Genomic DNA, 25,573 nt, shown 5'->3' on the forward strand with positions numbered 1-25,573 from the left:
AGAACCATAGAACCAATTTGAGCGAGAACAACATGACCGAAAAAATGCTGTGCGAAATCGATAGCGAAGGCGTCGCGACGGTAACCTTAAACCGCCCGGAAGTTCATAACGCCTTCGATGACGACCTGATTCGCCAGCTCGGCGAAACCTTCGACAACCTCGCTCGCAGCGGTGGCATCCGCGCACTGGTACTCGCCTCCAACGGCAAGAACTTCTCCGCCGGTGCTGACCTGAACTGGATGAAGCGCGTGGCGGAATACAGCGAAGAAGAAAATCGCAAAGACGCCGCCACCCTCGCCGCCATGCTGCACAAGCTCGACCAGTTCCCCGCCCCCACCATTGCCCGGGTTCAGGGAGCTGCGTTCGGCGGAGCCGTAGGCCTCGTCAGCTGCTGTGACATTGCCGTCGCCGCCCAGCGCGCCAGTTTTTGCCTGAGCGAAGTAAAAATCGGCCTGCTCCCCGCCACCATTAGCCCCTATGTAATCAACGCGATCGGCACGCGCCAGGCGCGGCGCTACTTCGTGACCGCCGAGCGCTTCAGCGCAGAACGCGCGAAGGAAATCGGCCTGGTGTCCGAAGTGGTACACGAGGGCGAGCTGGACCTGACCGTGCAAAAGCTCGTGAACAGCATTACCGACAACGGCCCCAACGCCGTCACCATGGCCAAGCAACTGGCCATGTCCATGTCCAACCGCGTGATCAACGAAGAACTGCAGGGGCAGACCAGTGCCCTGATTGCTGCTGTTCGGGTTTCACCCGAAGGACAGGAAGGGTTGAGCGCATTTTTGGAAAAACGTGCGCCCAGCTGGATGAATACCAGCGAGGAATAAAGCTCGCAGACTGGATCCCGGCTCGAGGCCGGGATGACGACGAACTGTCACCCCGCTACCGGATTAATTCCGGCAAGAAAAAGCGATTTGGGTTCCAGTAGCTACGACGTACAAAAGTTTAAATTGAAGGTCTGGTGCCGGGTGAGCATTTTCAAAACTGTCGGAAACAAGGACGTTTCCGACAGAGCGTACAGGGATGTATTCACAGCGGTTTTGAAAATGCTCACCCGGTGCCAGACCGCCACAGCCCCTAAACAGAGCCAGTTATGATTCGCAAACTGCTAATCGCCAACCGCGGCGAAATTGCCTGTCGTATTATCCGCACTGCACGCCGCCTCGGTGTTGGCACTGTTGCGGTCTACTCCGATGCCGATGCCAACGCCCTGCATGTGCAGCAGGCGGATGAAGCCGTACATCTCGGCCCCGCACCCGCCAGGGAATCCTACCTGGATATCGACAAAGTCATTGCCGCCGCAAAAAAAACCGGCGCCGATGCGATCCATCCCGGTTACGGCTTCCTGTCGGAAAATGCCCACTTCTGCCGCGCCTGTGAAGAAGCCGGCATCATCTTTGTCGGCCCACCCGCCACCGCCATCGAAGCCATGGGCTCCAAGTCGGCCGCCAAACGCATTATGGAAGACGCCCAGGTACCGCTGGTACCCGGCTACCACGGCCACAACCAGGACGCCGGAATTCTCGAAGGCCACGCCAACCGCATCGGTTACCCGGTACTGCTCAAAGCCGCCGCCGGTGGCGGTGGTAAAGGCATGCGCCGCGTCGACAAACCCGAGGAGTTTCACGCCGCCCTGGAAGCCGCCAAGCGCGAAGCCCAAAACGCCTTCAGCGATGACCACATGCTGATCGAACGCTACGTGGTCAACCCGCGCCACGTGGAAATCCAGGTGTTCTGTGACAAGCAGGGCAAAGGCGTTTACCTGTTCGAGCGCGACTGCTCCGTGCAGCGACGCCACCAGAAAGTCGTCGAGGAAGCGCCAGCGCCTGGCCTGCCCGCAGAAACCCGCAAAAAAATGGGCGAAGCCGCCCTGCGCGCCGCCCATGCCATCGGCTACGTGGGCGCCGGCACCGTGGAATTCCTGCTCGACGCCAGCGGCAGTTTCTATTTCATGGAAATGAATACCCGCCTGCAGGTGGAACACCCGGTAACCGAAATGATCACCGGTCAGGACCTGGTCGCCTGGCAACTGGCGGTCGCCGCCGGTGAATCCTTGCCACTGGAGCAGGAAGATCTGCATATCGTCGGGCACGCCTTCGAAGTGCGCATCTACGCCGAAGACCCGGACAACGACTTCCTGCCCGCGACCGGCAAACTGCTCCGGCACCAGCCGCCGGCGGAAGACCGCAGCGTGCGCGTGGATACCGGTGTACAAACCGGTGATGAAATCAGCGTGCACTACGACCCGATGATTTCCAAACTGATCGTACACGGCAGCAACCGCCGCGAGGCCCTGGCCAAGCTGGACCGCGCCCTGCAGCAGTACCAGATCGCCGGGCTGCGCCACAATATCGAATTCCTGCGCCGGGTGATCAATCACACCGCCTTCGTCAACGGCCGGGTGAATACGCACTTTATCGAAGACTACGAACCGGAAATCCTGCAGCAGGAGCAGCAACTGCGCTCCCAGCAGTGCGCAGCGATTGCGGCCTTCCTCCACCACAGCGAAACCCGCGCACAACACCGCTCCGCCCCCAAAATGGATGCGTTTTCCCCCTGGCACAATGGCAGCAACTGGCGTAACGGCCTGACCGTGTGGCGCAGTCAGCGCGTCGAGGTACACGGCAAAGAAATCGAAATCCGCTTCTCCGGTAGCGAAGACAAGCTGCAGTGGCAATGCAGTACCGCCGTCGACGCCCAAGCTGGAGAAATCACCGCGCTGCACGGCCAGAACATGGCGATCATCGACGGACGCCGCCTGAGCTACAGCAGCGTGGCCAGCGGCAACCAGGGCACCGTGTTTATCAGTGGCGAACAAGTGGACTTTGCTGTACTGCCTGCGGACATCGGTGAGGCCAGCGAAGCCGGCCACGGGCTCGAGGCACCCATGAACGGTACCATCGTCACCCTGCTGGTCGAACCCGGTGCGGCGGTAGAAAAAGACCAGCCCCTGCTGGTGATGGAAGCGATGAAAATGGAGCACACCTTGCGGGCGCCCACCATCGGCACCGTGAACCAATTCTTCTGTTCCGCCGGCGAGCTGGTGGCTGGCGGCAGCCTGCTGATCGACTTTGAAGGGGAGAATTCACAATGAACCTGCCTGATCGCGTCAAGATTGTCGAGGTGGGCCCCCGCGACGGCCTGCAAAACGAGAAGCAACCCATTTCCGTGGACACCCGGGTCAAACTCATCGACCTACTGAGTGACAGTGGCCTGCAGGTAATCGAAGCCGGCAGTTTCGTCAGCCCCAAATGGGTACCGCAAATGGCGGCCAGCGAAGAGGTGCTCGCCGGCATCCAGCGCAAGCCCGGCGTTATCTACAGTGCCCTCACCCCCAATATGCTCGGCTACGAGCGCGCACGGGAGGCAAAGGCGGATGAGGTTGCGGTATTTGGCGCGGCCTCCGAGAGTTTTACCCGCAAGAACATCAACTGCTCCATCGAGGAGAGCCTGGAGCGGTTCCGCCCGCTGGCCGAGCAGGCGCGCAAGGATGGTATTCCGGTGCGCGGCTACGTTTCCTGCGTATTGGGCTGCCCGTACGAAGGCGACATCAGAGCCGACAAGGTGGCCGAAGTCAGCGCCGCGCTTCTGGAGATGGGCTGCTATGAAATCAGCCTCGGCGACACCATCGGTGTCGGCACGCCCGAAAAAGCCAAGCGTATGATCGAGACTGTTGCGCGCAGGATCCCCTTGGAAAAGCTCGCAGTGCACTTCCACGATACCTATGGCCAGGCGCTGGCAAACCTCTATGCGGCACTGCAGGTGGGCGTAAGCGTTATCGACTCCGCGGTAGCCGGCCTTGGCGGCTGCCCCTATGCCCGCGGAGCCTCCGGCAACGTGGCCAGCGAAGACGTGCTCTACATGCTCGATGGACTCGGCATTCACACCGGTGTGGATCTCGGCAAACTGGCCGTGGCCGGTAACTTTATCTCGCAGGCGCTGGGGCGGGAAAACGGCTCCAAGGTGGCCCGGGCCATATCCGGGGAATGTGGCAAAGTCGAGGGAGACTGATGGATACCCCGATCAGGGCTTTCAGTTCTTAACGCGGACAAGGTCACGGGTTTCTCTCTGATCTGCTAACATCGGGCGCTCAGTTTTTCAGCGCCCGATAATGAACCAATGAAAGCTTTACGACTCCTTCTGATCTCCCTGACTGCCCTGCTATTGCTGGCTGCCCTGGTGGCGCCAGGCCTGATTGGCCCGAAAGTGGAAGAAACCCTGCAACAGCAGCTGGCCAACCAGCCCAATATCGAAATCACCGGTTACCAGCGCGGCTGGTTCGGCGCAGAAGCCCTGACCCTGCTGAAAGGCAAAGACGGCGCGACCGAAATCCACAGTGCTATCCAGCACGGTCCGGTGGTGTTTACCCGCAACGGCCCGCGCATCGGGGTCATCTACAGTAAGACCCGCCTCAGCGGCCAGCAACTGGAACCGGCGTTGCGCCACCAGCTGGAAGCCTATTACGGCCCGCTCAGCGCCGACGTTGAGCAAAGCCCGCTGCTACTCGAAACCCTGGTAGCCACCGACAACCGGGTAATCAACACCCTGCACCTGCTCCCCATTGATCGAAAAGAGGGCGACCAGGCACTGCGCTTCGAGGGTGCCGAAATCCAGCTGATCACCGATTATCAGGGCCAACAGCAGGACAGCCGCTTCGAGCTCGGTGAATTCGTGCGGATGGATGGCCACCGTGAGGCGCTTTACCTGCAGTCCGCCACCGGCGACTTCAATCTCGATGGCAACGGCGCAGGCACTCTGCAGCTGATGCTGCCACTGGTACGCGCCAACAACGATTCCGGCCCACTGGAGTTGCGCAACGTCACAGCGGATTATGCCGGCGAGCTGGCAGGGGCACGCACGCTGAAAGTGCAAACCAATATCAGCCTGCCAGAAATCCAGTCGGCCACCCCGGCAAGCGCACTAACGCAACAGATGCACCTGCCTGCCATTGGCTATGACGACCTGCACCACTATCTGTACACCCTGTTGCTGACCCCATCTGCGGAGCGCAACTGGGCACAGGTATTCGATCGCCCGCTGAAGATGCAGCAACAACTGGATATCCAGACCGCGAACGGGCCGATGCAGCTGCAGATGGACGTGGACTGGCAGGGCATGCCGCGCAAGCGTCAGCCCAATGACAAACTCTTCTGGATGGATGCGCTCACCGGCGAAGCCAATATCAACGCTGCAGAGCAGGCGCTGATGCAATCCCCGGCAATCATGCAGGCGAGCACACTGAAACAGTATGGATTGCTGATCGAAAATAACGGAGAGCTGACCATGCACCTGCAGCTGGATCGCGGCAATCTTCTGGTCAACGGCCAACCGCTTCCCGCCGACCTGTTTATGCTGGCCATGCTCGGCAATTTCTAATCCCCTGATTTCCCGCCTGTTTCCAAATCAAAAGAAACAGGCGGGATGCCCCCGCCATCTCCAGTCTGACTCCGCCCCCTCTCCAAACAGCCCGCCTCAATTTAGTACGCCAGTGTTTTTGTGACTGTCTAGCACGCTTTCCCCCAAGCTTATCCAGCATTTGCCGCAGAATATGCCAATACTGACAAAACAGCATTTCTCGATATTTTTGCGCACACAAAACCAGCGTAAACCAACTTTTATCCCGGCATATCCCCATGCTGCAGAATGGGGCGCAACGTATCAGTTTGTCACAGGCAACAGAAATCTCTGGAAATAGACCGGCCGGTATGAAAAAACTCGTCGGGCAAATGGCATTTGGCACAACCGTCTCCATAAAAAAACACGCACCCGGGTTGCGTGAAAGCGCCATGCCAAAAAATAACCAGATTAGGGTTCAACATGTTTAATAAAAATAAGATGGCTGTGGCTGTTGCCTCGGCCCTGTGTATCAGTGCGTCTGTCGGCGCCACACAGTCCGGTTTGATTCCGGATAATCTTGCCCAGTGGGCAGCCCCCGACGAGCAACAGGCCATCCAGCCCATGCAGCAGTATGACTGGGATGGCAAAACCAATTTCCAGGTGAAAAAGCAGAACCGCGTTTTCACTGAAGAATCCGGAATTTACGGCGCGCACACTTATATCGTGCAGTTGGAAGAAGCGCCCATCTCTGCCTATGACGGCGGTATCGCCGGCCAGCCGGCCACCCGCAGCCTGGTGCAGGCCGCACGTACCCAGAGTGGCCCCCTCAACCTGAACCAGCCGGAAATCGCCAGCTATCGCAGCCATCTGGAGCAGTCCCGCAACAATGTACTGAACAACGCAATGCAGCAGCAGGGTCTGTCCCTGCAGGTGAAAGATGCGTTCTCCGTTGCCCTGAACGGCTTCACCACCGAGATGACCCAGGAAGAAGCCAAACGCCTGGCCAAGGTTCCGGGCATCAAGCGCATCACCCGCAACACCATCAAGCAGCTGCAGACCTTCAACACCATCGAGCAGACTGGCGCCCAGGCCACCTGGGAACAGGCGGCCACCGCAGCCGGCAAGAACATGGGTGAAGGCATTGTTGTCGGTATCATCGATACCGGTATCAACACTGACCACCCTTCCTTCGCTGCCGAGGGCGGCGACGGCTATGTACACACCAACCCGCTCGGTAACCAGTATCTCGGCGACTGTGTCGACCAGCCCAACCTGTGTAACGACAAGCTGATCGGTGTTTATTCCTACCCGGAAATTACCGCGGCCTACAGCGACCCGGTGTTTGAGGAAAGCCGCCCGGAAGTCGGTGAGGACTACAACAGCCACGGCTCCCACGTAGCGGGTACCGCCGCGGGCAACGTCCTGCACAATGTGCCGTACAAGCTGAGCGAAAACACCGCGCAAGGTAGCGGTATGGAAACCGATCTGGCATTCGACCAGGTTTCCGGTATGGCGCCACACGCCAATATTATTTCCTATCAGGTGTGCTGGCCCGGTGGCTCCGGCGACCCCTACGCGGGCTGCCCCTCGATCACCCTGATCTCTGCGATTGAGCAGGCGGCCATCGACAACGTCGATGTGATCAACTTCTCCATCGGTGGACTCGAGGAAGACCCCTGGCTGGATCCCATCGAGCAAGCGTTCTACAACACCGCCAAGAGCGGCGTATTCATCGCCGTAGCCGCGGGCAACAACGGTCCCGAGCTCAAGAGTGCCGACCACTCATCTCCCTGGCTGACCACCGTTGCGGCGCACACCGCCCAGTCCAGGGTCGACTTTACCGACAAAGAACTGAAAGACATGACCGGTGGTGACACCACACCTCCGGAAAACATTTCCGGCCGTGCGATCACCTTCGAAGATCTGACCGGTCTCGTAGTGAATGCCGCCAATTTCACCAACCCCAACAACAGCTCCACCTACACGCAGCCCAACTGTGACACTGCCTATCCGGAAGGATTTTTCGACTTCGAAGACGACCCGGAAACCGCGATTGACGAAAGCCAGCAACCGGTCATCGTTCTGTGTAAGCGCAGTTCCAGCCCACTGTATAACAAGGGGCTCAACGTTGCTGCGGGCGGCGCCGAGGGTGTAATTGTTTATAACCAGTCGTCTTACTATGACAACTACACGACAATTCCTGACGTCCCTTACACAATCCCGGCTATCCACATCAAAAACAGCGATGGCCTCAAACTGGTGAACTGGTTGGCTTCCGGTGCTGAGCACACCGCCACCATTACCGGTTCCTCTGCGCTTGAAGGCGACCTCGAAGAACAGTACACCGCGTACTTCTCCAGCCGTGGACCGTCCTACTTCGGCATCGACACCCTGTTTGTCGATATCGGTGCTCCCGGTGTAGACATTTACGCTCCGGGTTCCGACGACCAGCCGTTTACTGCCAACCCGAGCACTGCCGACTGGATGTCCATGTCCGGTACCTCTATGGCCAGCCCGCACGTGGCCGGTGCTGCCGCGCTGTTGCGCCAGTCTCACCCGGAATGGTCCGCCATGGAGGTCCAGTCCGCGCTGCTGATGACCGCCAGCAACGACCTGAAAAACTCGGTGTTCCTGAACAATTACAAAACCGATGGTTTCGACTCCAGCCTCCAGGACGCGGGCGCCGGTCGTATGCGCGTGGAACTGGCCGATAAAGCCGGCCTGGTGCTCGACGAGTCCATCGAAAATATGGAAGCGGCCAACCCGAACCTGGGCGGGTTCCCGAAACGCCTGAACACCGCGTACATGGTCGATAACACCTGTACCGAAGAGTGCTCCTGGGTACGTACCTTCACTGCCACCGAAGACGGCAGCTGGAACGCGAGCGGAGAAACCTTTCTCGGCAACTTCGAAATCTCCGTTGCGCCGGCAAGTTTCACCGTGAAGCAAGGTGAGCAGGTCACCCTGACGATTACTGCCACTCACCGGGATACCGCATCGGAAACCCAGTACATCAACCTGAGCGGCAACCAGGGCCAGGTAGTGCTGACCCCGACTTCCGGTAACTCCCCGGTACTGGAACTGCCGGTATGGACCTTCAACGACGCCACCGGTTTGCCGGACTTCGTGAAGGTAGATGCACACCGCACTTCCGGACGCGTGCCCGTTGGCCCGCTGACTACCGACGAGATCAGCGATTTCACCGCCCGTACCTACGGCCTGGTGAAAGCGGATGTGACCAGCCAGCTGGTCTACACCGACACCACCGGCGGCGATCCCTTTGATGACGCAGAACAGGTCATGGTCACACTGACCGAAGTACCGGAAGGCAGCGCGATGGTCGCCTCCCACGTGATCGGGGAAAACACCAACCGTGCACTGGTCTTCATGGGTATGGACAGCAACGGCGACGGCTTGCCATCTGGCGACGAACTGCTGTGCCAGTCCACCACTTATGAAGCGGCCAACTTCTGTACCGTCAACGCACCGCTGGCGGGCACCTACTGGACCGTGGTTTCCAGCCTGGTAAATATTGGCTACAACCAGACCGACGAAGGTCGTGAAATCCAGCTGGCAACCGCCGTGGTCGACCAGGACAACGGTAACCTGACTATCTCCGGCCCGAGCCAGACTTCCGGTTATGAAGAGTTCTCTCTGGACCTGAGCTACAACCTGCCGGAAATGGAGATTGGCGACTACTACTTCGGCGGTTTCGATATCGGTACCAACGCCAACGACGCCGGCAATATCGGCTTTGTGCCGGTCATCGTGAACCAGGTAGACGACGACGTCAGCTTCACTGCGAGCCAGGCCACAGCCAAAGCCGGCGACGTTGTCGACTTCACCATCAGCGTGATTGCCAACAACGAAGCCGAAGCGCGCGCGTTCACCCTAGATACCACCTTCCCGGAAGGCCTGGAGATCATCCCTGAGTCCATCAAGCCGACTGCCAGCACCCCGGCGGAGCCGATGCTGGACAGCAACACCCTGACTCTCGATGGCATTCAGGAAACCACCCGCGACGTGGAGCGTACCTACAAGGTCACTACCTCGCAAAACGACAGCATGTGTGACCTGACGGCAGCCAACTCTCCGTATCCCGATTACCTGGATCTGCGCGAACTGGGCTGGCGCACGCTGGAAGGGGTTGAAGGCAACTACCGCAATTACTTCGAGTACTCCCTCAAGGACCTGATGGCCACGGACCAGGATGTCACCATCCCGTTCCTGAACACCAACCACTTTGACTCCATCAAGATCAGCCCGGCGGGTCTGGTGTACTGGGGCAACCGTCGCCTCTCCTCCATGCACCAAGCATTCCCGGACGGCAACGGCCTGGGTATGCCGGAGCACATCCTCGCGCCTTTCTGGGTCGGTGATAACCAGGTAACGCGCTACAACTCCGGTTACGGTGAGCACGAGCTCAATGCGGGCGTAACCCAGAGTTACACCTACAGCCGCGAGTGGCTGGTACTGGAGTGGGATAACATCGAGCGAGCCAACGCACCAGGTCAAATGGTGGACTTCGAGATGATGCTGCGCACCCAGATCAACTACGAACCGGGTGAGTACGAGATGCTGTTTGCGTACGACAACGTCAACCTGGTGGATGATGAAGGCTCCATCGGCTTCAAGTCCTACCTGGGCACTGTTGTCAGAGATGGCGATATTGCAATGGATGTTTCCGTCGGTACCAATGTTGCCTTCGACAACGTCAGCGACGTGGCGGACGGCAATACGGTTGTGTGTCTGGACTACACCGGTCCGGAAATTTCCAAGTTTGCGGTGAATTTCCAGGCTTACGTTTCCCAGAAAGCAGCGGGTGCCGTGCACACGATTGCCCTGAACAACGGTCTCGCGGGCTCTGAAAACGAAGTGCTGGAAGTGACCCTGGATGTGACCGGTAATATCCAGCTGTCTCCGGTGGATGACATCGAACTGGATGAAGGCGAGTCCGCCGAGTTCATCGTGACTTATGCTGACGAGAACAACGTCAGCAATGTCATCGAACTGATGGGTGAAGGCTTCACTTATGAAGTCAGCGGCCATGAGTCCGGTAGCACTGTCACCATTACGGCCGACGAAACCGCTAATGGCACCCATGAGGTTGAACTGGTGGTTAAGGACTCAGAATCCTCCAACGACCAAGCGGTGCAGCCGTTTACCCTGACCATCAATAAGGTGAATACCGCACCAGAAGCCATGGCTTCCGCCACAAACGGTATGGTCGGTGACACCATCGAGCTGGACGCCAGTGCTTCCACCGATAAGCACGGCGACTCACTGGTATTTAGCTGGACACAGGTTGATGGCCCGGTGGCAGTGCTGGAAAACGCCGCTCAGGCTGTTGCCAGCTTCACCGCCAGCGAAGCCGGGGAGTACCTGTTCGAAGTGACCGTAAGTGATGGTGAGCTGAGTTCCAGCAAAACCGTTACCGTCGCAATTTCCGAAGACGACAGCGACAACGGTGATACCGGCGATACCGGTGACAATGGAGATTCCGGCGACAACGGTGATTCCGGCGATACCGGTGACAATGGAGACTCCGGCGACAGCGGTGATTCCGGCGACAACGGTGATTCCGGCGATACTGGTGACAATGGAGACTCCGGCGACAACGGCGACACCACTTCTGACACCCCCAAGAAGAAGAAATCCGGTGGTTCTACCTCCGCATGGATGCTGCTGATGCTCGGCATCGCCGGCGTCCTGCGTCGCCGCCGTTTCTTCCGTTAATCCCCGCCATGGTTACCCGGCTTCGGTCGGGTAACTTTTTACTGGCAAAAAAAGAGCGGCCAACTGGCCGCTCAACTTTCTCTCACCGTTTACCGGTCTTACCTCAAACTCTTTCAGGAATAGGCGGGACGATTATCCGCCAACGCCAGCCAGCCCCGTACCACGCGGTAAATCACCCAGATCTGGTTCACAAACAGAATCACCATCCCGATCAGGATGACCCAGGTCACGGTACCAATCACCAACCATAGCAACCAGTACCAGAAGGTGCGGATCTGCCAGCGGAAATGCGATTCGGCCAATGTGCCCCGCACATCGTTGCGCTTCACGTAATTGATAATCACGGCCACAAAAAACGGCACCGCTGTAAGCAGGCTGATCGCCTGGATCAGGTATACAAACGTCGTAATATCCCGCGCGGATTGTTCGCGCTCCTTGTCCACAGGACTCGGGTACTGCTCGGACATGGCTCGGTTTCCAGTCAGTCAATCAACAATCAGTGTACGGTGAAATGATCGAAATACACATGCGCGCGCCGCAACTGGTCGCAGCGGCGCTGGTATTCATCTCAACGCCCACTCCGTATGAACATTTTTCTCCCGCCACGACTTCAATTGCTGGATTGAATTGCGCATCAGGCCGAGGATTTCGGTGCGCTGGTGGCGGCAATAATCCCGTTCGCTGTCGATCGTCAGGCGCGCAGCCATGGCCTTGAGGCGGCTGGCAACCATCTCCAGCCCGACGCTCTCCGCCTCGGCGGCGATGGCCTGGGCCTGATGCTGGGCATCGAGCCAGTGTCGGCCAGTCAACGCGCTGGTGAATGCGGTAATCTTCTTCGGCAGCGACGCCAGGCGATCGCCCAACAACTCGGCAAAGGCCAGGTGGCCCAGAGTGTCCCGCTGGCGCTCGAGGGTAATCGGGTTGAATACCTTGGAAGAGCGCCCCGATTTTCCCGCTGGTGCGCTGCTGCGGGTCTTTTCATCCACCCAGCCGAGCAACTGCAGCAGCTGATTGTCGCTGGGACTGACCGGCAACACACCACTGAGACCTCGCGCCACCAGACGCTCACGATCGGCTGCGGTGGGATTCTCCACCATGCCAAAGATCAACAGCGATTCGTTGGCGTAATCCCCGCGGATTTTGCGCGCTGTTTCCACGCCGTCGATCAGCGGCAAGCGTATATCCACCAGTACCAGGTCAAACTTGCCCCGCAATGCCGCATCCGCGCCATCCACACCGTTGGTTTCCCTGCGCACCCGGTGTCCAAGCGCTTCGAGCCGGGTTCGCAGCGTCGGGTGGTTACTGTTCTCAATCAGCAGGATGTCCAGCTCACGCTGACTCTCCTGACGCGTGATTACCGACTCAGCCGCCTCGTTCCCACTGACCTGCCCCGCTCTCTGAATATCCTCGATACCCCCCCGCAGCATTCGGCACTGACCCAAGGCAGCTTCCGCCAACTGGCGGACATCACTGTCCTCAACCCGTGACAGCAGGTTCAGGGTGCTGACCAGGGTTTCCAGCGGTTTGCGCATCCGGTGCCCGGAAATAGACAGAAAATCCCGGTGCTCCTCCTCCTGCTGCTCTGCCGCCGCTTTGGCCTCATCCAGCAGCTTGTCGCGGGTCATCAGCTCATGCACGCGAGACTGCACCTGCCGGAACAGCTTGGCATTCTCTACCTGCAGATCAGCGGCCTGGGCCGCGCCAGACTCACGCGCGGCACTGGCCTGGGCGCTGCCCCTTACGGCCGCCGCTATGGCAACAACCGCAATCACAGCGGAGACCAGTACCCACGCCAGCGGCAACTGGATGCCCAGCAGCCACTCTTCGCCGGGAAAGGCACTGGCGAGCGACGGCACCGTCAATAGTCCGGGAGCGGCCAGCGCGCGCAGGCACAGGCTGCGCGTCGGTCTCAACGCACCAAAACGGGGAAAATCTATGGGGAATAGCGCACCCGCAAGGGTGCCATACGCCGAACGGCGACTGACAATGGTCCTGTTCATCCTTGTAACCACTTGGTGTTGCGCGGGTCAATCCTGCGACCCGGTTGCTGAATAGCGCGTTATTTTTACTATTAACGCCTGCATTCATGTTTCCATGAAGACCGCTCTAACCTCGAGCCACCCTGGCCCTAAGGGGCCATAAATAGCCACTCCGTCGGTCTCTGGCGCGATTGATACTGCAACTTCTCGCGTCAAACAAGTCTATTGTACGCCATTTCACAGAAAAAGCAGTGGAATCCGAGTTACCAGACACTAATTCCACTTACGGCAGACGATATTCAGGCTGCCACTTGCAGCCGCTCCTGCAACATCGCCAGCATACGCTCGGACGGCAGGAACAACCGTATCCCATCACAGTGGCTTAACAACTCTTCATAAAAGTAGTCGAAATGTGTGCAGCCGAGGATAAGAATTTGCACCCCGCTCTTCACCAGGGCGGCAGCAAGATCATCCAGCGCGTGCTGTTGCACGATAACCGCCGGGGACAGCCCGTCCTCAATGTCCTCAACAATCTGCAGGTTGCCAATGCCGATCACCTTGGCCGATGGATTACCGGAGAGAATCTCCCGCTCGATATTGGCGCAACTCTGGCAGTTGGCCGCCAATAGACCGAAATTGCGATAGCGGCGCGTCAGCTCTGCGTACACATCCAGCGGGGAAATAACGGGCACGGTTACCGCCGCGTGTACCGCCTGCAAATCCACAGCGCCGGACAGCGAATTACAGTAAATCATGACCGCTTCGGCGCCATTCTCCACTAGAGACTTAATCGCCTCGATCAGGCGCTCGGTCAGTTCAGCCCGCCCCAGCGCCTGCAGCTGGGTTTGCGCCTGCGGGGAGCTGGATATGGACACACCGACGCCCGCCACCTGGCGGGCAGCGAGGAAATCCAGACCAAATCGGGTATCGGTGGGTGTGCCAGCGACAACACCAATGGTCAGGGAGCTGTGTTCGATATTGTTACGCTGCATTATTTTTCTCCTGCGAACCGCCCCCTCGGACGATCAACTGGCGGTAGCACGCTCCACCGCGGGGCGCTTATTCAGCCACAGCCGGCGCAAACAGTCGAGATACATGCCGTATGGGCGCCCCAGGGCACCAGCAATCAGCACGAATACGCCACTTGCCGTAGCGATCTCCACCAGTGAAGCGCCGCCCAGGGCCATGTTGATGATATACAGCGGCAGCTGGAAACTCAGGAAGACAAAGGTATCCACCATGTAGTTGCGCAGCGCACCAGTGCCGCCCATGTGGCTTACCACCCAGTTGCGGTAAAGACTGAACGGGCGCGCAATCACGGTATTGAAGAACACCGCCAACAGGCGCACCTTCAAATGCTCATTCCAGCTCATACCCGCCAGCAGCAGCTCGATGGGAATCGCAATCGCCCAGGAAAAGCTGTTCATGGCAAACACATCCAACAGCCACTCGCGACGACGGGAGGCCGGCTTTGCCGGGGTGTCGCAAATGTCCGGCTGATCTTCCTCGATCACCATGACGGGCGGTGAAACCGGGATAGCTTCAGTGGCTTTGGAAAGAGGTTGGGGGGACATGGCTACATCTGTCTCGCGCTTATTGCTCATTATTTGCTCACATTGATGAGCAACGCGATTATATCCGCTGGATCGTTAAAATCTAGGCTAGACCTACCATACAGAAGTAATTTCCATACAAAACATCCTAACCGGGGCTTATCGAGATAATAAATATCCTAATAAACCCCTGGCACAGCCAATTTCTCTCCCTTTTTGTAGGCGCAGGGGGTTTCAGCCGGCAGGATCCGCATTAGACTGGCCTTGTATGCAACCTTTTGCATAGCCCTACCCCCTGATTCAGGGCCACCCCCCGGGAACCCACTGACAGCGAGCCCCTATGTCACTGCGATTCGCCGTACTCACCCTGCTGGATATCGAACCTGGCAGCGGCTATGACCTGAAACGCCGCTTTGCGCGCAGCGTTACCCATTTCTGGAGCGCCAGCCACCAGCAGATGTACCGCGAGCTGCACAAACTGCACGAAGAGGGTCTGCTGGACTGTATTGAGCAGGCCCAGGAAGGCCGCCCGGACAAAAAGGTCTACAGCCTGACCGACGCCGGTCGCAAGGCTCTCAAGGCCTGGGCCGAACAGCCAGCCGCGCCACAAAAAATCCGCGACCCCCTGCTGCTGCAGGTGTTTGCCGGCCACCATGTGGATCCGCCGGTAATGCGTGCAGAGCTGGAGCGCCACCTCGCCGAGCACCGCGCGCTGCTGCAAACCTATGAGGAGCAGAACCAGCGTTTCTACAACCGCGACGCCGCCTCACAGCAGCACCTGTGGCTGGCACACCAGCCACTGCTGCTCGGGATTGAAACGGAGAAAACCTGGATTCGCTGGGCGGAGCAGCTGCTCGCGCGACTGGACGATGAGAAACACCTCACGGGCGATTAATTATCGACGGCCCACTAGAGAAGGGACAACAGGTGGTATCACCCGTTATTCAAAAGCGTCTTCGGGAATATGGCATACCACCTCAACACTGTGCCCATCCGGGTCGATGACACAGGCGCTGTAGTAGCTGTCATGGTATTCCGGTCGCAACCCGGGCCCACCATTATCCTTGCCTCCAGCCTGTTTCGCAGCATCGTAAAAGGCCCGTACCGTATCCCGGTCTTCCGCACGAAACGCGATGCTTACTGGAGGCTTGGTTGTGGAGCCGCCCTTGATCAGGAAGTCGGGCTTATCGCCCCAGCCAAACCCGGCCCACTCGGCCATTTCCATGACCAGCTCGTAACCCAAGGGCGCCAGCGCCGCCTGGTAAAACGCTTTACTGCGCTGGTAGTCGTGCACAGTCAGTTTCAAGTGGTCCAGCATTTCGCCCTTCTCCAAAGTGTTGCCGGTTGCTCTGGAGCTCAGTATAGAGTCCCAAAGCCCCGCACCGGTGAAGGGCGAGGCCCGTGAATCAGATAAGCGAAAAGAGGCGCAATAGGCCGTAGAGAACCACACCGGTCCCGAACAGGAACTGCCCGAGAATCAGCGCGCGAATGGCAAAGGTATAGCGCACGATGCGCCCGTGACTTTGGCTGTCGCGGATAAACAGGCGCGATTCCGCGGAGAGCTGCTGCTCCAGTGCCTTTAGCCCGGGAACCGATAGACTTAGCAACTGGCGGCTGCGCGCATCGACGATCCAGAAAACCGCCGACACAATAACAATGAATCCGCCTACAAGAACCAGGATCAGCGGGTGAAACCCCTTCTCCACTGCGGTAAAAACACCACCGTCGGCAAACATCGACAGCACCACAAAGAAATTAAACCCCTTGAGGCGCTGCTCGGCATTAAAGCGATAGTGCTCACACAAGTACTGACGTTCGTCCACTGACAACTTTCCTTCTACAACCGGGCGCGCTCCACGCGCCCCTTTAAAAGCTGGCTCTGACTATCAGGGCACAATCAGCACATCGGTATTGGAACGACCGAGAATCCGCTCGGCGGTATTTCCCAGTACAAAACCGCGAGCGCCTTTGCGTATCCCACGTCCCACCATAATCATGCGCGCCTTGTTACGATCGACAACACGGTTCACTTCCACTGCCGGCTTGCCGGTTACGAAGTGGGTCTTTTTACAGTCGACACCACTATCGGCGATAACCTTGTCGAGCGCGTTCATTAGTGCGCCGGTCTGCTCTCGAAAGGTGTCCAGGTCCGCAACCACATCGGGAACCGGCATACAGGCTACTGCTTCAAAATCGGCACCGAGTGCCTGCGCCGTGGTTCCAGCCAGTTTCAGAACCCGCTGGTTTAGCTCTACATGCAGCGCATTGTTCACCGCCGGATCCAGTGCCGCCACAATTCGGTCGCGCTTGATCCAGTGGGTATTGACTGCAAGCCACAGAGGCACCGGCAGGCTTTCGATAAGACGCCAGTCGATCGAACCGAAACCGCCTTTGCCGAACTGTTTCTGCGCGGTTTTTACCACCAGCGCAAATGCATGTTCTTCCAGGAAATCGTGAGTCCAGGACGGAATGTCCGGATGCCACACCACTTCGCTGGTGGTGCCGTCCGGCAGCTCGGTCTCTTGTTTGAGTGTTTCCAGCCAACTTTCGCGTTCAGTGCGAATGCGGGCGGAAATATCATTGGCGGGATCCTGCACAAACGGCAGCCATTGAATCGGCTCGTAAACAAAACTGACCAGGTGCAGTTGCACCGGCTCTTTACTGGCCAGTTCCAGCGCGCGTCGCAGCGCGATCTGTTCGTGCTTGGGCTTATCGAGGATGACGAGAATTTTCTGCATGACACTTCCTGTATCGTCAGTGGAACGGTCTTATCAACACCAACACCTTGCGATCAGAGAGCATTTAATCACCCGACGCGGTTTTTGTCTGCACCAGTAGTACTCAGTTTCCGGGGGACACAAACAACAAAGCCGGGCAAAAGCCCGGCTTTGTACCGATCACTATACCGGTCACTATCGCACTCAGCGATTGGCGCGGTGATCGATCAGCTCGTCCACAACCGCCGGATCGGCCAGAGTGGAAGTATCACCCAGGGTATCCAGTTCGTTGCTGGCAATCTTGCGCAGGATACGGCGCATGATCTTGCCCGAGCGGGTTTTCGGCAGACCCGGCGCCCACTGGATAATATCCGGTTTGGCGATGGGACCAATTTCCTGCACACACAGGTCGATCAGTTCCTTGCGCAACTCTTCTGACGGCTCACGCCCGTTTTTCAGTGTCACGTAACAGTAAATGCCCTGCCCCTTGATGTCGTGGGGATACCCCACCACAGCGGCCTCGGCGGTATCTTCGTGCAACACGATGGCACTTTCGATTTCCGCAGTACCCAGGCGGTGGCCGGACACATTCAGCACATCGTCGATACGGCCGGTGATCCAGTAGTAGCCATCGGCATCGCGACGCGCACCGTCACCGGTGAAGTAGTAACCGGGGAATGTGGAGAAATAAGTATCGATCATGCGCTGGTGATCGCCGAAAACGCTGCGGATCATGCTCGGCCAGCTGGCCTTCATCACCAGTGCACCCTCACCTTCACCCGCAATCTCCTGACCCTTGTCGTCCAGCAGCGCCGGCTGTACGCCGAAGAAAGGACGCGTGGCAGAACCGGGCTTGAGGTCCGTAGCACCAGGCAGCGGGGTAATCAGGTGCGCACCGGTTTCGGTCTGCCACCAGGTATCCACGATCGGGCAGCGCTTCTCACCCACAACTTCGTAATACCACTCCCAGGCTTCCGGGTTGATTGGTTCGCCCACGGTGCCAAGCAGTTTCAGTGTGCTGCGGTCGCACTTGGTGACGAAGTCATCACCGGCGCCCATCAGCGCGCGGATGGCGGTGGGTGCGGTGTAGAAAATATTGACCTTGTGCTTTTCCACAACCTGCCAGCAGCGGGATGCGTCCGGGTAAGTCGGGACACCTTCAAACATCAGAGAAATGGCGCCGGCACACAGGGGGCCGTAGACAATGTAGCTGTGGCCGGTAATCCAGCCCACATCGGCGGTACACCAGAAGACATCACCCTCTTTGTAATCGAAGGCGTATTTGAACGTCATGGTGGACATCAGCAGGTAGCCCGCGGTGGTGTGCATCACCCCCTTGGGTTTGCCGGTGGAACCGGAGGTGTAGAGAATAAACAGCGGATCTTCCGCATTCATGGACTCCGGTGCGCACTCTTTGCCCTGCTCGGCAACGGACTCGGCGTACCAGATATCGCGCTTGCTATCCCAGTCAATGTTGGCGCCGGTGCGCTTGACCACGATAGCGGTATGCACATCCGGGCAGCTGGCCAGGGCTTTGTCCACATTCGCCTTCAGCGGCACCTTACGGCCACCGCGCAGGCCTTCGTCGGCGGTAATTACCAGGCGGCAGTCGGAATCGAGGATACGGTCTTTGAGAGAGTCGGGAGAAAAGCCGCCAAAAACCACCGAATGCACGGCACCGATACGCGCACACGCAAGCATGGCATAGGCCGCTTCCGGGATCATCGGCATATAGATGCACACGCGGTCGCCCTTGTTGATGCCGCGGGCCTTGAGCAGGTTGGCCAGGCGGCAGACCTGTTCGTGCAGCTCACCGTAAGTGATGTTTTTACTGTCCGCGGGGTCGTCCCCCTCCCAGGTCAGCGCGGTCTGGTTGGCCCGTGCCGGCAGGTGACGGTCAATACAGTTGACCGATACATTCAGCTCACCATCGGCAAACCACGCTGCCTGGCCTTTTTTCAGGTCTTCCTCGCAAACCTTGCTGAAGGGTTTGTTCCACTGCAGGAAATCATTCGCCTGCTGCGACCAGAACGCCTGCGGATCTTCCACAGACTGGCGATACATGCGCTGGTAATCATCGGCGGTAACGAGGGCATCGGCGGCAAAGGCTTGCGGCACCGGGTAAGTGTGCACTTCAGACATTGTTTTCTCCCTTATTAGTATTATCGGGGTGCGCGCACCGCCCTTCGCTGAGGGACGCGCGAGCCGGGACAATGCCCGGAGCAGCTTCAGATACGCGCTTGGGGATGAATTATGACTCCCCATTTCCCGACAAGTTATACCACTGGCAGCGGCTTAATGACAACGCTGTCACAAATGCTTTCACCCCATCATAGCCTGCCCGCTTTTGCGATTCCCACCCCGGCGACCGGATTCCCGTGCCTTTTTTCTCACTCCCATGCACAATAGCCAAAAGTGATCACATTTCTGGAGTTGCAATTATGGCTGCGAAATTACTGCGTATCAGCGAAGGCCGCGGGGAGAAAGAAGCGGGGCCGATTGCCCCGGATAAAGTGCTGGCGGGCATGCCCCAGCAACTCACCGAGCATTTCTTTACCAACAGCAAAGGCAATTTCTTCTGCGGCATCTGGTCGTCCGATACCGGCAAGTGGACACTCACTTACAGTGAGGACGAGTTCTGCTACATCATCGAAGGCGAGGCCATCATTACCGATGCCGATGGCACCAGCGAAACGGTGACTACTGGCGACGCCTTCTGTATTCCCGCTGGCTTTAGCGGCACCTGGGAAACCATCGGCAGTGTGAAGAAGTTTTACGCGATTTACGAAGAGTAAGTTGCGCGAAAACCAAGCACCGCGCGAACCGGGAGCTGGATACGGCCAACGCCGTATTCAGCTGCCGATCAATCCATTCAGGTGTGCAACCACACTGCGCCCCAGCGCCGACAGCGCGTAACCGCCTTCCAGTGTCGATACGATGCGCCCGTCACAGTGCCGCTCGGCAAACATCCGCAATTGCTCGGTTACCCAGCGGTAGTCATCTTCGCGAAAACGCAATTGCGCCATTGCATCCTCAATGTGGCCGTCAAATCCCGCGGAGATAAACAGCATCTGCGGGCGGAAAGCTTCCAGCGCAGGTAACCAGTCTGTCTCTACCAGCGCGCGCAGTACGTCACCATTCGCTCCCGCCTCCAGCGGCGTATTGACGATATTGCCCGGCACGTCGCCGGTACCGGTGAACGGATAAAGTGGCGCCTGAAAACTCGAGCACAGCAGGTAGCCCTCGCGGCCAGAAACAAAATCTTCAGTGCCGTTGCCGTGATGCACATCGAAATCCAGGATCGCCACGCGTTCAAGCCCATGCGCGGAGCGGGCATGAGCCGCGCCAATGGCAATATTGTTAAACAGGCAGAACCCCATAGCCTTGCCCATTTCCGCGTGGTGCCCCGGCGGGCGCACAGAGCAGAAGGCCGAATTCAGTTCGCCGGCCATCACTTTATTCACAGCCGCCACCGCGGCACCGGCCGCGTGCAGGGCCGCCTCCAGGCTGTGCGGGCACATACGGGTATCCTCATCGAGGACTTCCACCCCTTCCTGCGGCGCACGCTCGAATATCGAGGTGACATACTCCGGCGTATGCACCAGCTCCAACTGCGCGCGGGTTACTTTCGGGGCGTCGAAATGCCGCAGCACAAACTCCAGGCCACTGCTGAGCAGTTGATCCTGGATCGCACTCAGTCGCGCCGGGCTTTCCGGGTGCTCATTCCCCATATCGTGCAGGCCACAGGCCGGGCTCGAGAAAAATCCCACGGTCGACATGACTATTCCTTATTGTTTCCTGGGGCTTCCGACTGGTCTTGCGCGTCACTACCGCCAAGCAAATCGAGCTCGAGATACAGTTCATCCATGCTGTCACCCGGACGGGCCACAAAGCCATTATTTTCAAATATCGACAACATCGGTTTGTTGTCCCGGCGTACACAGGCAAACATTTTACCGATGCCGCGCTTGCGCGCGATCAGCTCCATTTCTTTGAGCAATGTGGTGGCAATACCCTTACCGCGGCGGCTTTCCTTGATCACGAAGGCGACTTCGCAGCTGTTGTCCGCTTCCAGAAAATAGTAACGCCCAACCCCCTGGATCACTTCGCGTCCGCCATCGTTATCGATAAAGCAAAGGGCCAGGTCACGCTGTTGATCAACGCTGACCAGGCTGCAGGATTTCTCCCGCGACATCTGCGTGACGTGGTGGTTGTAACGCATCATCAGGGTTTCTTTATTGTGGGTGTAGAAGAACTCCTGCAACCTGCGCTCATCAGCGGGACGCAGGGGGCGCAACGTATAGCGAATCCCGCCAAAGGTGTAGCGCTTCTGCTCCACCGCGCCCAGCTCCGGCACCGAGGTGGGCGCCTGTTCCTGATACTCTGGCACCCAGTAAAATTCGCGCACTTTTTCCAATAATTCGCGCCGGAAATCCGGGTGCGCGATGCGAATCATCTCCAGTGTTCGCTCCCGCACGCTCTTGCCGCGCAGGGATGCGATGCCGTATTCGGTGACAACGTAATGCACGTGTGCGCGCGAGGTTACCACCCCGCTGCCGGGCGTCAGGGCGGCAACGATACGCGAGATCAACTTGCCGTCTTTATCCCGCGCGGTGGACGGTAATGCAATGATCGGCTTGCCACCCTTGCTCAGGGCCGCGCCGCGAATAAAGTCCACCTGGCCACCGATCCCGCTGTACAGCAGTCGTCCGATGGAGTCGGAAACCACCTGCCCGGTCAGGTCGACCTCGATGGCGCTGTTGATCGCGACCATTTTGTCATTGCGGGCAATTTTCACCGGCGAGCTGACATGCTCTGCGGGGTACAGCTCCACATGGGGATTGCCGTCGACAAAGTCGTACAACATTTTTGAGCCCATGCAGTAGCTGGTGATGGTTTTGCCGGTGTGGAAGGTTTTCTTGCGGTTGTTGATCACACCGCTTTTCATCAGGCGTGCAACACCGTCGGAAATCATTTCGGAATGGATCCCCAGGTCCTTGTGGTTTCCCAGGTAGCGCAAAACCGCATCGTGAACTTTGCCCATGCCAATCTGCAGGGTCGCTCCATTCTCCACCAGCAGTGATACATACTGCCCGATCTGTTCGACCGCCTGATCCATTTCCGGCGGCGGCGATTCTGGAATAGGCACTTCTGCAGTCATCCACGCATGGATCTGATCGCGGTGAATAAAGCTGTGACCACTGGTACGGGGCATGGCCGGATTGACCTGGGCGATCACGATGCTGGCATTTTTTACCGCCGCAGAGACGACATCAACGCTGACCCCGAGCGAGCAGTAACCGAGCTCGTCCGGCGGGCTGACCATGATCAGCGCTGCGTCCAGGGGCAGCACGTGATCCCGGAACAGTTTCGGAACCTCGGACAGAAACGTCGGGGTGTAGTCGGCACGCCCTTCGGCTATGGCATTGCGAACGGCGGTGCCGCCGATGTAGAGGGCATTGATGCTGAACAGCTCGGCGTATTTGCGGTCGGCCCAGATGTTGTCGGACAGGGTGAAGACCTGGGTGACCTGAATATCATTGAGCCCGCGGCTGTTGTCGATCAGGTCGGCCATCAGGGCGTCTGGCACGGCGGCGTGTGAGCCGATGAAAATACGACAGCCGCTCTTCAGCAGCTGATCCCAGTGGAGGTGTGCACTGGTTTTTGGATCAGTCAGGGATGACATTTTATGGCTGGCTTCCTACCTTGGTTGGGTCATGGTAGGCGGATGGACTCAGGGTCACAAGATCGACTCTGGAATTCGGGGTCCCGTCTAAGCAAATCCAGTGGCGACAAAGCACTGGGGGTTAGTTTTTGAAACCGCTGTGGATACATCCCTGTACGCTGCGTCGGCGACGTCCCTGTCGCCGACGCTTTCAAAAACTAACCCCCAGCACTTTGTCTTCACATCGAGTCTGAGCTCGGATCACATAAGCTAACGAAGAACATAATTACGAATAGAAGGCAGAATACCGGACCAGCTATAAACCACCACCTCTCCGAAGAATACTATCTAAGCCGGCTCAGCCATCTGCACCGGAATAGTATTGGTACTACGCTCAACCCGGTTTTTCTCATCCAGATAAACCAGCTTCGGCTTAAAAGCATCCGCCTCGGATTCAGACATCTGCGCATAGGCCGCAATGATGATCCGGTCACCAACTTGCACCCGGCGCGCGGCGGCGCCGTTCATGGAAATGATCCCGGATCCGCGCTCGGCCAGGATCACATAGGTGTGGAAGCGCTCGCCGTTGGACACATTGTAAATATCGATCTTCTCGAACTCGCGCAGCCCGGCCAGCTCCACCAGGTCTTCATCGATAGCACAGGAGCCGTCGTACCACAGTTCTGCCTGGGTCACCGCAGCCATGTGCAGCTTGCCTTTGAGCATCTCAATTTGCATTTTGCGACCTCCCGTTACATCGCCCATTACATGGAGAGAGAAACATTGTCGATCAGGCGCGCACCGCTGGTGTACATCGCGCCCAACAGCGTAATCTCGCGGTCGTCGTGTGCTGCTGGCTGCAGGTCGCGGCTGTTGCAGATGGAGAAGTAATCCACCTTGAAGCCCGCCTGCTCGATGCGAGCCTTCGCTTCGTCTTCCAGCGCAGTGAAGTCCCGGCGGCCGCTTTCGATCGCCTCGCGCGCCCAGTTCAGTGACTGGTTCAGGATTGCGACCTTGGGACGTTCTTCTTCGGTCAGGTAACCATTGCGCGAGCTCATCGCCAGACCGTCGGCCTCACGGTGCACCGGTGCCGCAACGATCTCCACCGGGATACACAGGTCTTCCACCATGCGGCGGATCACCGCCAATTGCTGGAAATCCTTGGCCCCGAAGACGGCCCTGTCCGGCTGCACAATGTTGAACAGTTTGGAGACTACCGTGGTCACCCCTTCAAAGTGGCCCGGGCGGCTGGCGCCGCACAGCACATCGGTCATCGCCGGGCAGACCACGCGGGTCTGCTGATCCATACCGTTGGGGTAGATTTCGCTCTCATCGGGATGGAACAGATAGTCACAATTGGCCCCGCGCAGGCGCGCCATATCCTGCTCCATGGTGCGGGGATAGGTGTCCCAGTCTTCGTTGAGGCCGAACTGCAGGCGATTGACGAAAATAGAGACCACCACGACATCACAGGACTGCTGGGCCAGTTTGACCAGCTCGATATGGGCGTCGTGGAGATTGCCCATCGTGGGCACGAAGCCGATGGTCTTGCCATCGCGGCGGGCCTCTGCCAGCGCCTCGCGCAGGCTGGCCACATGGTGAAAGACTTGCATTGCCGGGGATCCGCCAGATGTTTACTCGCGCGGCATCTTACCCCTCACTCCTATTGACGACAAATCGGGAAACATTGGTCAAATTCGGTTTTCTGTGAAGATTTCTCCCCAGGTTCAGGAAGGATTCAGTGAAAGGTGGGCAAACTGGCCCCCAAGTTAGACGAGAGTTCACAGAAAGCCGCACCAGCGGCCGCGGAGAGCGACCATGAAAACACTGATTACCGCCCTAGCTACAGCCGGCCTGCTGCTTACCGCTGGCCCCGCCCTGGCAGACCGGGACGACCGCCACCACACCGGTGATCGCGGCAAGCATGTTCAGCAGCATCGCGAACGCGACAAGAAGGGCCACGACAACGAAAAACGGCGCCGTTACGACCACCAGCAGGATCGTCGCGACCGCCGTGACCACCGCGGGGACCGGGATCGCGGCCACAACTACCGCGGCGACCGTCGCCACGGTGATCGCTACAGTCACGGACATGGGCACGGTCGCGGGCACTACAAACCACATCGCCCGGTACATCGTCCACACAAGCACCGCTGGCGCCCGGCCCACTACCACTATGGGTATCACTGGAAGCGCCTGCCCAGCTCTTACATCAGCCTGTCTTTTGGCGGATTGGGATACTACTTCAGTGATGGCATTTTCTATCGTCCCTACGGTCCCGGCTATGTGGTATCCCAGGCACCGGTAGGCGCAATCATCTACAACCTGCCCGGTGCTGCGGTCAGTGTCAGCTTCGGCGGCCTCAACTACTTTGTCGCCTACGACACTTACTACCGCTGGGACAGCCACCGCGGCGGTTACCGGGTAGTGGCAAATCCCGGATTTTATTGAGTCCGCTGAGCACAGGGTATCCGTCAGACAGTTTGACCTTCCAATGAACCGAAGTTTTATTCGGTTACTTGCCCCTCTGGCGACTCACTCCGAGTCGCCTTTTTTATTTTCAGCCCCCGCACCGCGAATTGT

General features: G+C 58.3%; 20 protein-coding genes. 8 read left to right on the forward strand and 12 right to left on the reverse strand.

Annotated elements, in window-relative coordinates; translation table 11 throughout:
• Nucleotides 1–32: 32 nt before the first annotated feature.
• From LC093_RS12785 to LC093_RS12805, 5 genes are all read left to right on the forward strand, one after another.
• Nucleotides 33–830: an enoyl-CoA hydratase/isomerase family protein gene (locus LC093_RS12785; RefSeq protein ID WP_226665260.1), complete on the forward strand. Its 798-nt coding sequence runs from the start codon at nt 33–35 to the stop codon at nt 828–830.
• Nucleotides 831–1,096: 266 nt separating this feature from the next.
• Complete coding sequence (locus LC093_RS12790; protein ID WP_226665265.1) at nt 1,097–3,097, forward strand: acetyl/propionyl/methylcrotonyl-CoA carboxylase subunit alpha; 2,001 nt, start codon at nt 1,097–1,099, stop codon at nt 3,095–3,097.
• Entirely contained in the window at nt 3,094–4,014 is a 921-nt protein-coding gene (locus LC093_RS12795) for a hydroxymethylglutaryl-CoA lyase (RefSeq protein ID WP_226665272.1), read from the forward strand. The genes LC093_RS12790 and LC093_RS12795 overlap by 4 nt, the downstream gene beginning before the upstream one ends.
• Before the next feature lie 108 nt (nt 4,015–4,122).
• On the forward strand, nt 4,123–5,379 hold the full coding sequence (locus tag LC093_RS12800; protein ID WP_226665278.1) for a DUF945 family protein: 1,257 nt from the start codon (nt 4,123–4,125) through the stop codon (nt 5,377–5,379).
• 441 nt (nt 5,380–5,820) lie between these two features.
• Complete coding sequence (locus LC093_RS12805) at nt 5,821–11,076, forward strand: S8 family serine peptidase (protein ID WP_226665280.1); 5,256 nt, start codon at nt 5,821–5,823, stop codon at nt 11,074–11,076.
• Nucleotides 11,077–11,189: 113 nt separating this feature from the next.
• Here LC093_RS12805 and LC093_RS12810 read toward each other — a convergent pair whose 3' ends face one another.
• The 4 genes from LC093_RS12810 to alaE form a co-directional block, all read right to left on the reverse strand.
• Nucleotides 11,190–11,543 (reverse strand): DUF4870 family protein, encoded by a 354-nt coding sequence (locus LC093_RS12810; protein WP_226665284.1) that lies wholly within the window; start codon nt 11,541–11,543, stop codon nt 11,190–11,192.
• Nucleotides 11,544–11,639: 96 nt separating this feature from the next.
• Complete coding sequence (locus LC093_RS12815; RefSeq protein ID WP_226665288.1) at nt 11,640–13,076, reverse strand: response regulator; 1,437 nt, start codon at nt 13,074–13,076, stop codon at nt 11,640–11,642.
• A gap of 278 nt (nt 13,077–13,354) precedes the next feature.
• The gene (locus tag LC093_RS12820) at nt 13,355–14,047 is read right to left on the reverse strand and encodes an Asp/Glu/hydantoin racemase (RefSeq protein ID WP_226665294.1); all 693 of its coding nucleotides are present in this window, start codon (nt 14,045–14,047) and stop codon (nt 13,355–13,357) included.
• Between the two features lie 33 nt (nt 14,048–14,080).
• Nucleotides 14,081–14,659 carry an L-alanine exporter AlaE gene (gene alaE, locus LC093_RS12825; RefSeq protein WP_226665300.1) on the reverse strand — a complete coding sequence of 193 codons (579 nt, stop codon included), beginning with the start codon at nt 14,657–14,659 and terminating at the stop codon, nt 14,081–14,083.
• A gap of 289 nt (nt 14,660–14,948) precedes the next feature.
• Between alaE and LC093_RS12830 the strand changes: the two genes are divergently transcribed.
• Nucleotides 14,949–15,503: a PadR family transcriptional regulator gene (locus LC093_RS12830; protein ID WP_226665304.1), complete on the forward strand. Its 555-nt coding sequence runs from the start codon at nt 14,949–14,951 to the stop codon at nt 15,501–15,503.
• 45 nt (nt 15,504–15,548) lie between these two features.
• On the opposite strand, the gene LC093_RS12835 is transcribed toward LC093_RS12830, so the two are convergent.
• From LC093_RS12835 to acs, 4 genes are all read right to left on the reverse strand, one after another.
• Entirely contained in the window at nt 15,549–15,926 is a 378-nt protein-coding gene (locus LC093_RS12835) for a VOC family protein (RefSeq protein WP_226665309.1), read from the reverse strand.
• An 88-nt stretch (nt 15,927–16,014) separates the two neighbouring features.
• Entirely contained in the window at nt 16,015–16,431 is a 417-nt protein-coding gene (locus LC093_RS12840; protein WP_226665314.1) for a hypothetical protein, read from the reverse strand.
• 63 nt (nt 16,432–16,494) lie between these two features.
• Nucleotides 16,495–17,346: a universal stress protein gene (locus tag LC093_RS12845; protein WP_226665327.1), complete on the reverse strand. Its 852-nt coding sequence runs from the start codon at nt 17,344–17,346 to the stop codon at nt 16,495–16,497.
• Nucleotides 17,347–17,529: 183 nt separating this feature from the next.
• The gene (gene acs / locus LC093_RS12850) at nt 17,530–19,467 is read right to left on the reverse strand and encodes an acetate--CoA ligase (RefSeq protein WP_226665329.1); all 1,938 of its coding nucleotides are present in this window, start codon (nt 19,465–19,467) and stop codon (nt 17,530–17,532) included.
• Nucleotides 19,468–19,766: 299 nt separating this feature from the next.
• Here acs and LC093_RS12855 point away from each other — a divergent pair, with 299 nt between their 5' ends.
• Nucleotides 19,767–20,120 carry a cupin domain-containing protein gene (locus LC093_RS12855; RefSeq protein WP_226665331.1) on the forward strand — a complete coding sequence of 118 codons (354 nt, stop codon included), beginning with the start codon at nt 19,767–19,769 and terminating at the stop codon, nt 20,118–20,120.
• A gap of 57 nt (nt 20,121–20,177) precedes the next feature.
• Here the strand turns inward: LC093_RS12855 and LC093_RS12860 are convergent, their stop codons facing one another.
• The 4 genes from LC093_RS12860 to panC form a co-directional block, all read right to left on the reverse strand.
• Entirely contained in the window at nt 20,178–21,104 is a 927-nt protein-coding gene (locus LC093_RS12860) for a histone deacetylase family protein (protein WP_226665333.1), read from the reverse strand.
• Between the two features lie 2 nt (nt 21,105–21,106).
• On the reverse strand, nt 21,107–23,011 hold the full coding sequence (locus LC093_RS12865) for a bifunctional acetyl-CoA hydrolase/transferase family protein/GNAT family N-acetyltransferase (RefSeq protein WP_226665334.1): 1,905 nt from the start codon (nt 23,009–23,011) through the stop codon (nt 21,107–21,109).
• 327 nt (nt 23,012–23,338) lie between these two features.
• Nucleotides 23,339–23,728, reverse strand: coding sequence for an aspartate 1-decarboxylase (gene panD, locus LC093_RS12870; RefSeq protein WP_226665337.1), 390 nt, complete (start codon nt 23,726–23,728; stop codon nt 23,339–23,341).
• Between the two features lie 26 nt (nt 23,729–23,754).
• Nucleotides 23,755–24,603: a pantoate--beta-alanine ligase gene (panC, locus tag LC093_RS12875; protein WP_226665339.1), complete on the reverse strand. Its 849-nt coding sequence runs from the start codon at nt 24,601–24,603 to the stop codon at nt 23,755–23,757.
• Nucleotides 24,604–24,808: 205 nt separating this feature from the next.
• Here panC and LC093_RS12880 point away from each other — a divergent pair, with 205 nt between their 5' ends.
• Nucleotides 24,809–25,441 carry a DUF6515 family protein gene (locus LC093_RS12880; RefSeq protein ID WP_226665342.1) on the forward strand — a complete coding sequence of 211 codons (633 nt, stop codon included), beginning with the start codon at nt 24,809–24,811 and terminating at the stop codon, nt 25,439–25,441.
• Nucleotides 25,442–25,573 lie beyond the last annotated feature (132 nt).

The organism is Microbulbifer aggregans (assembly GCF_020524005.1).
Lineage (GTDB): Bacteria > Pseudomonadota > Gammaproteobacteria > Pseudomonadales > Cellvibrionaceae > Microbulbifer > Microbulbifer aggregans_A.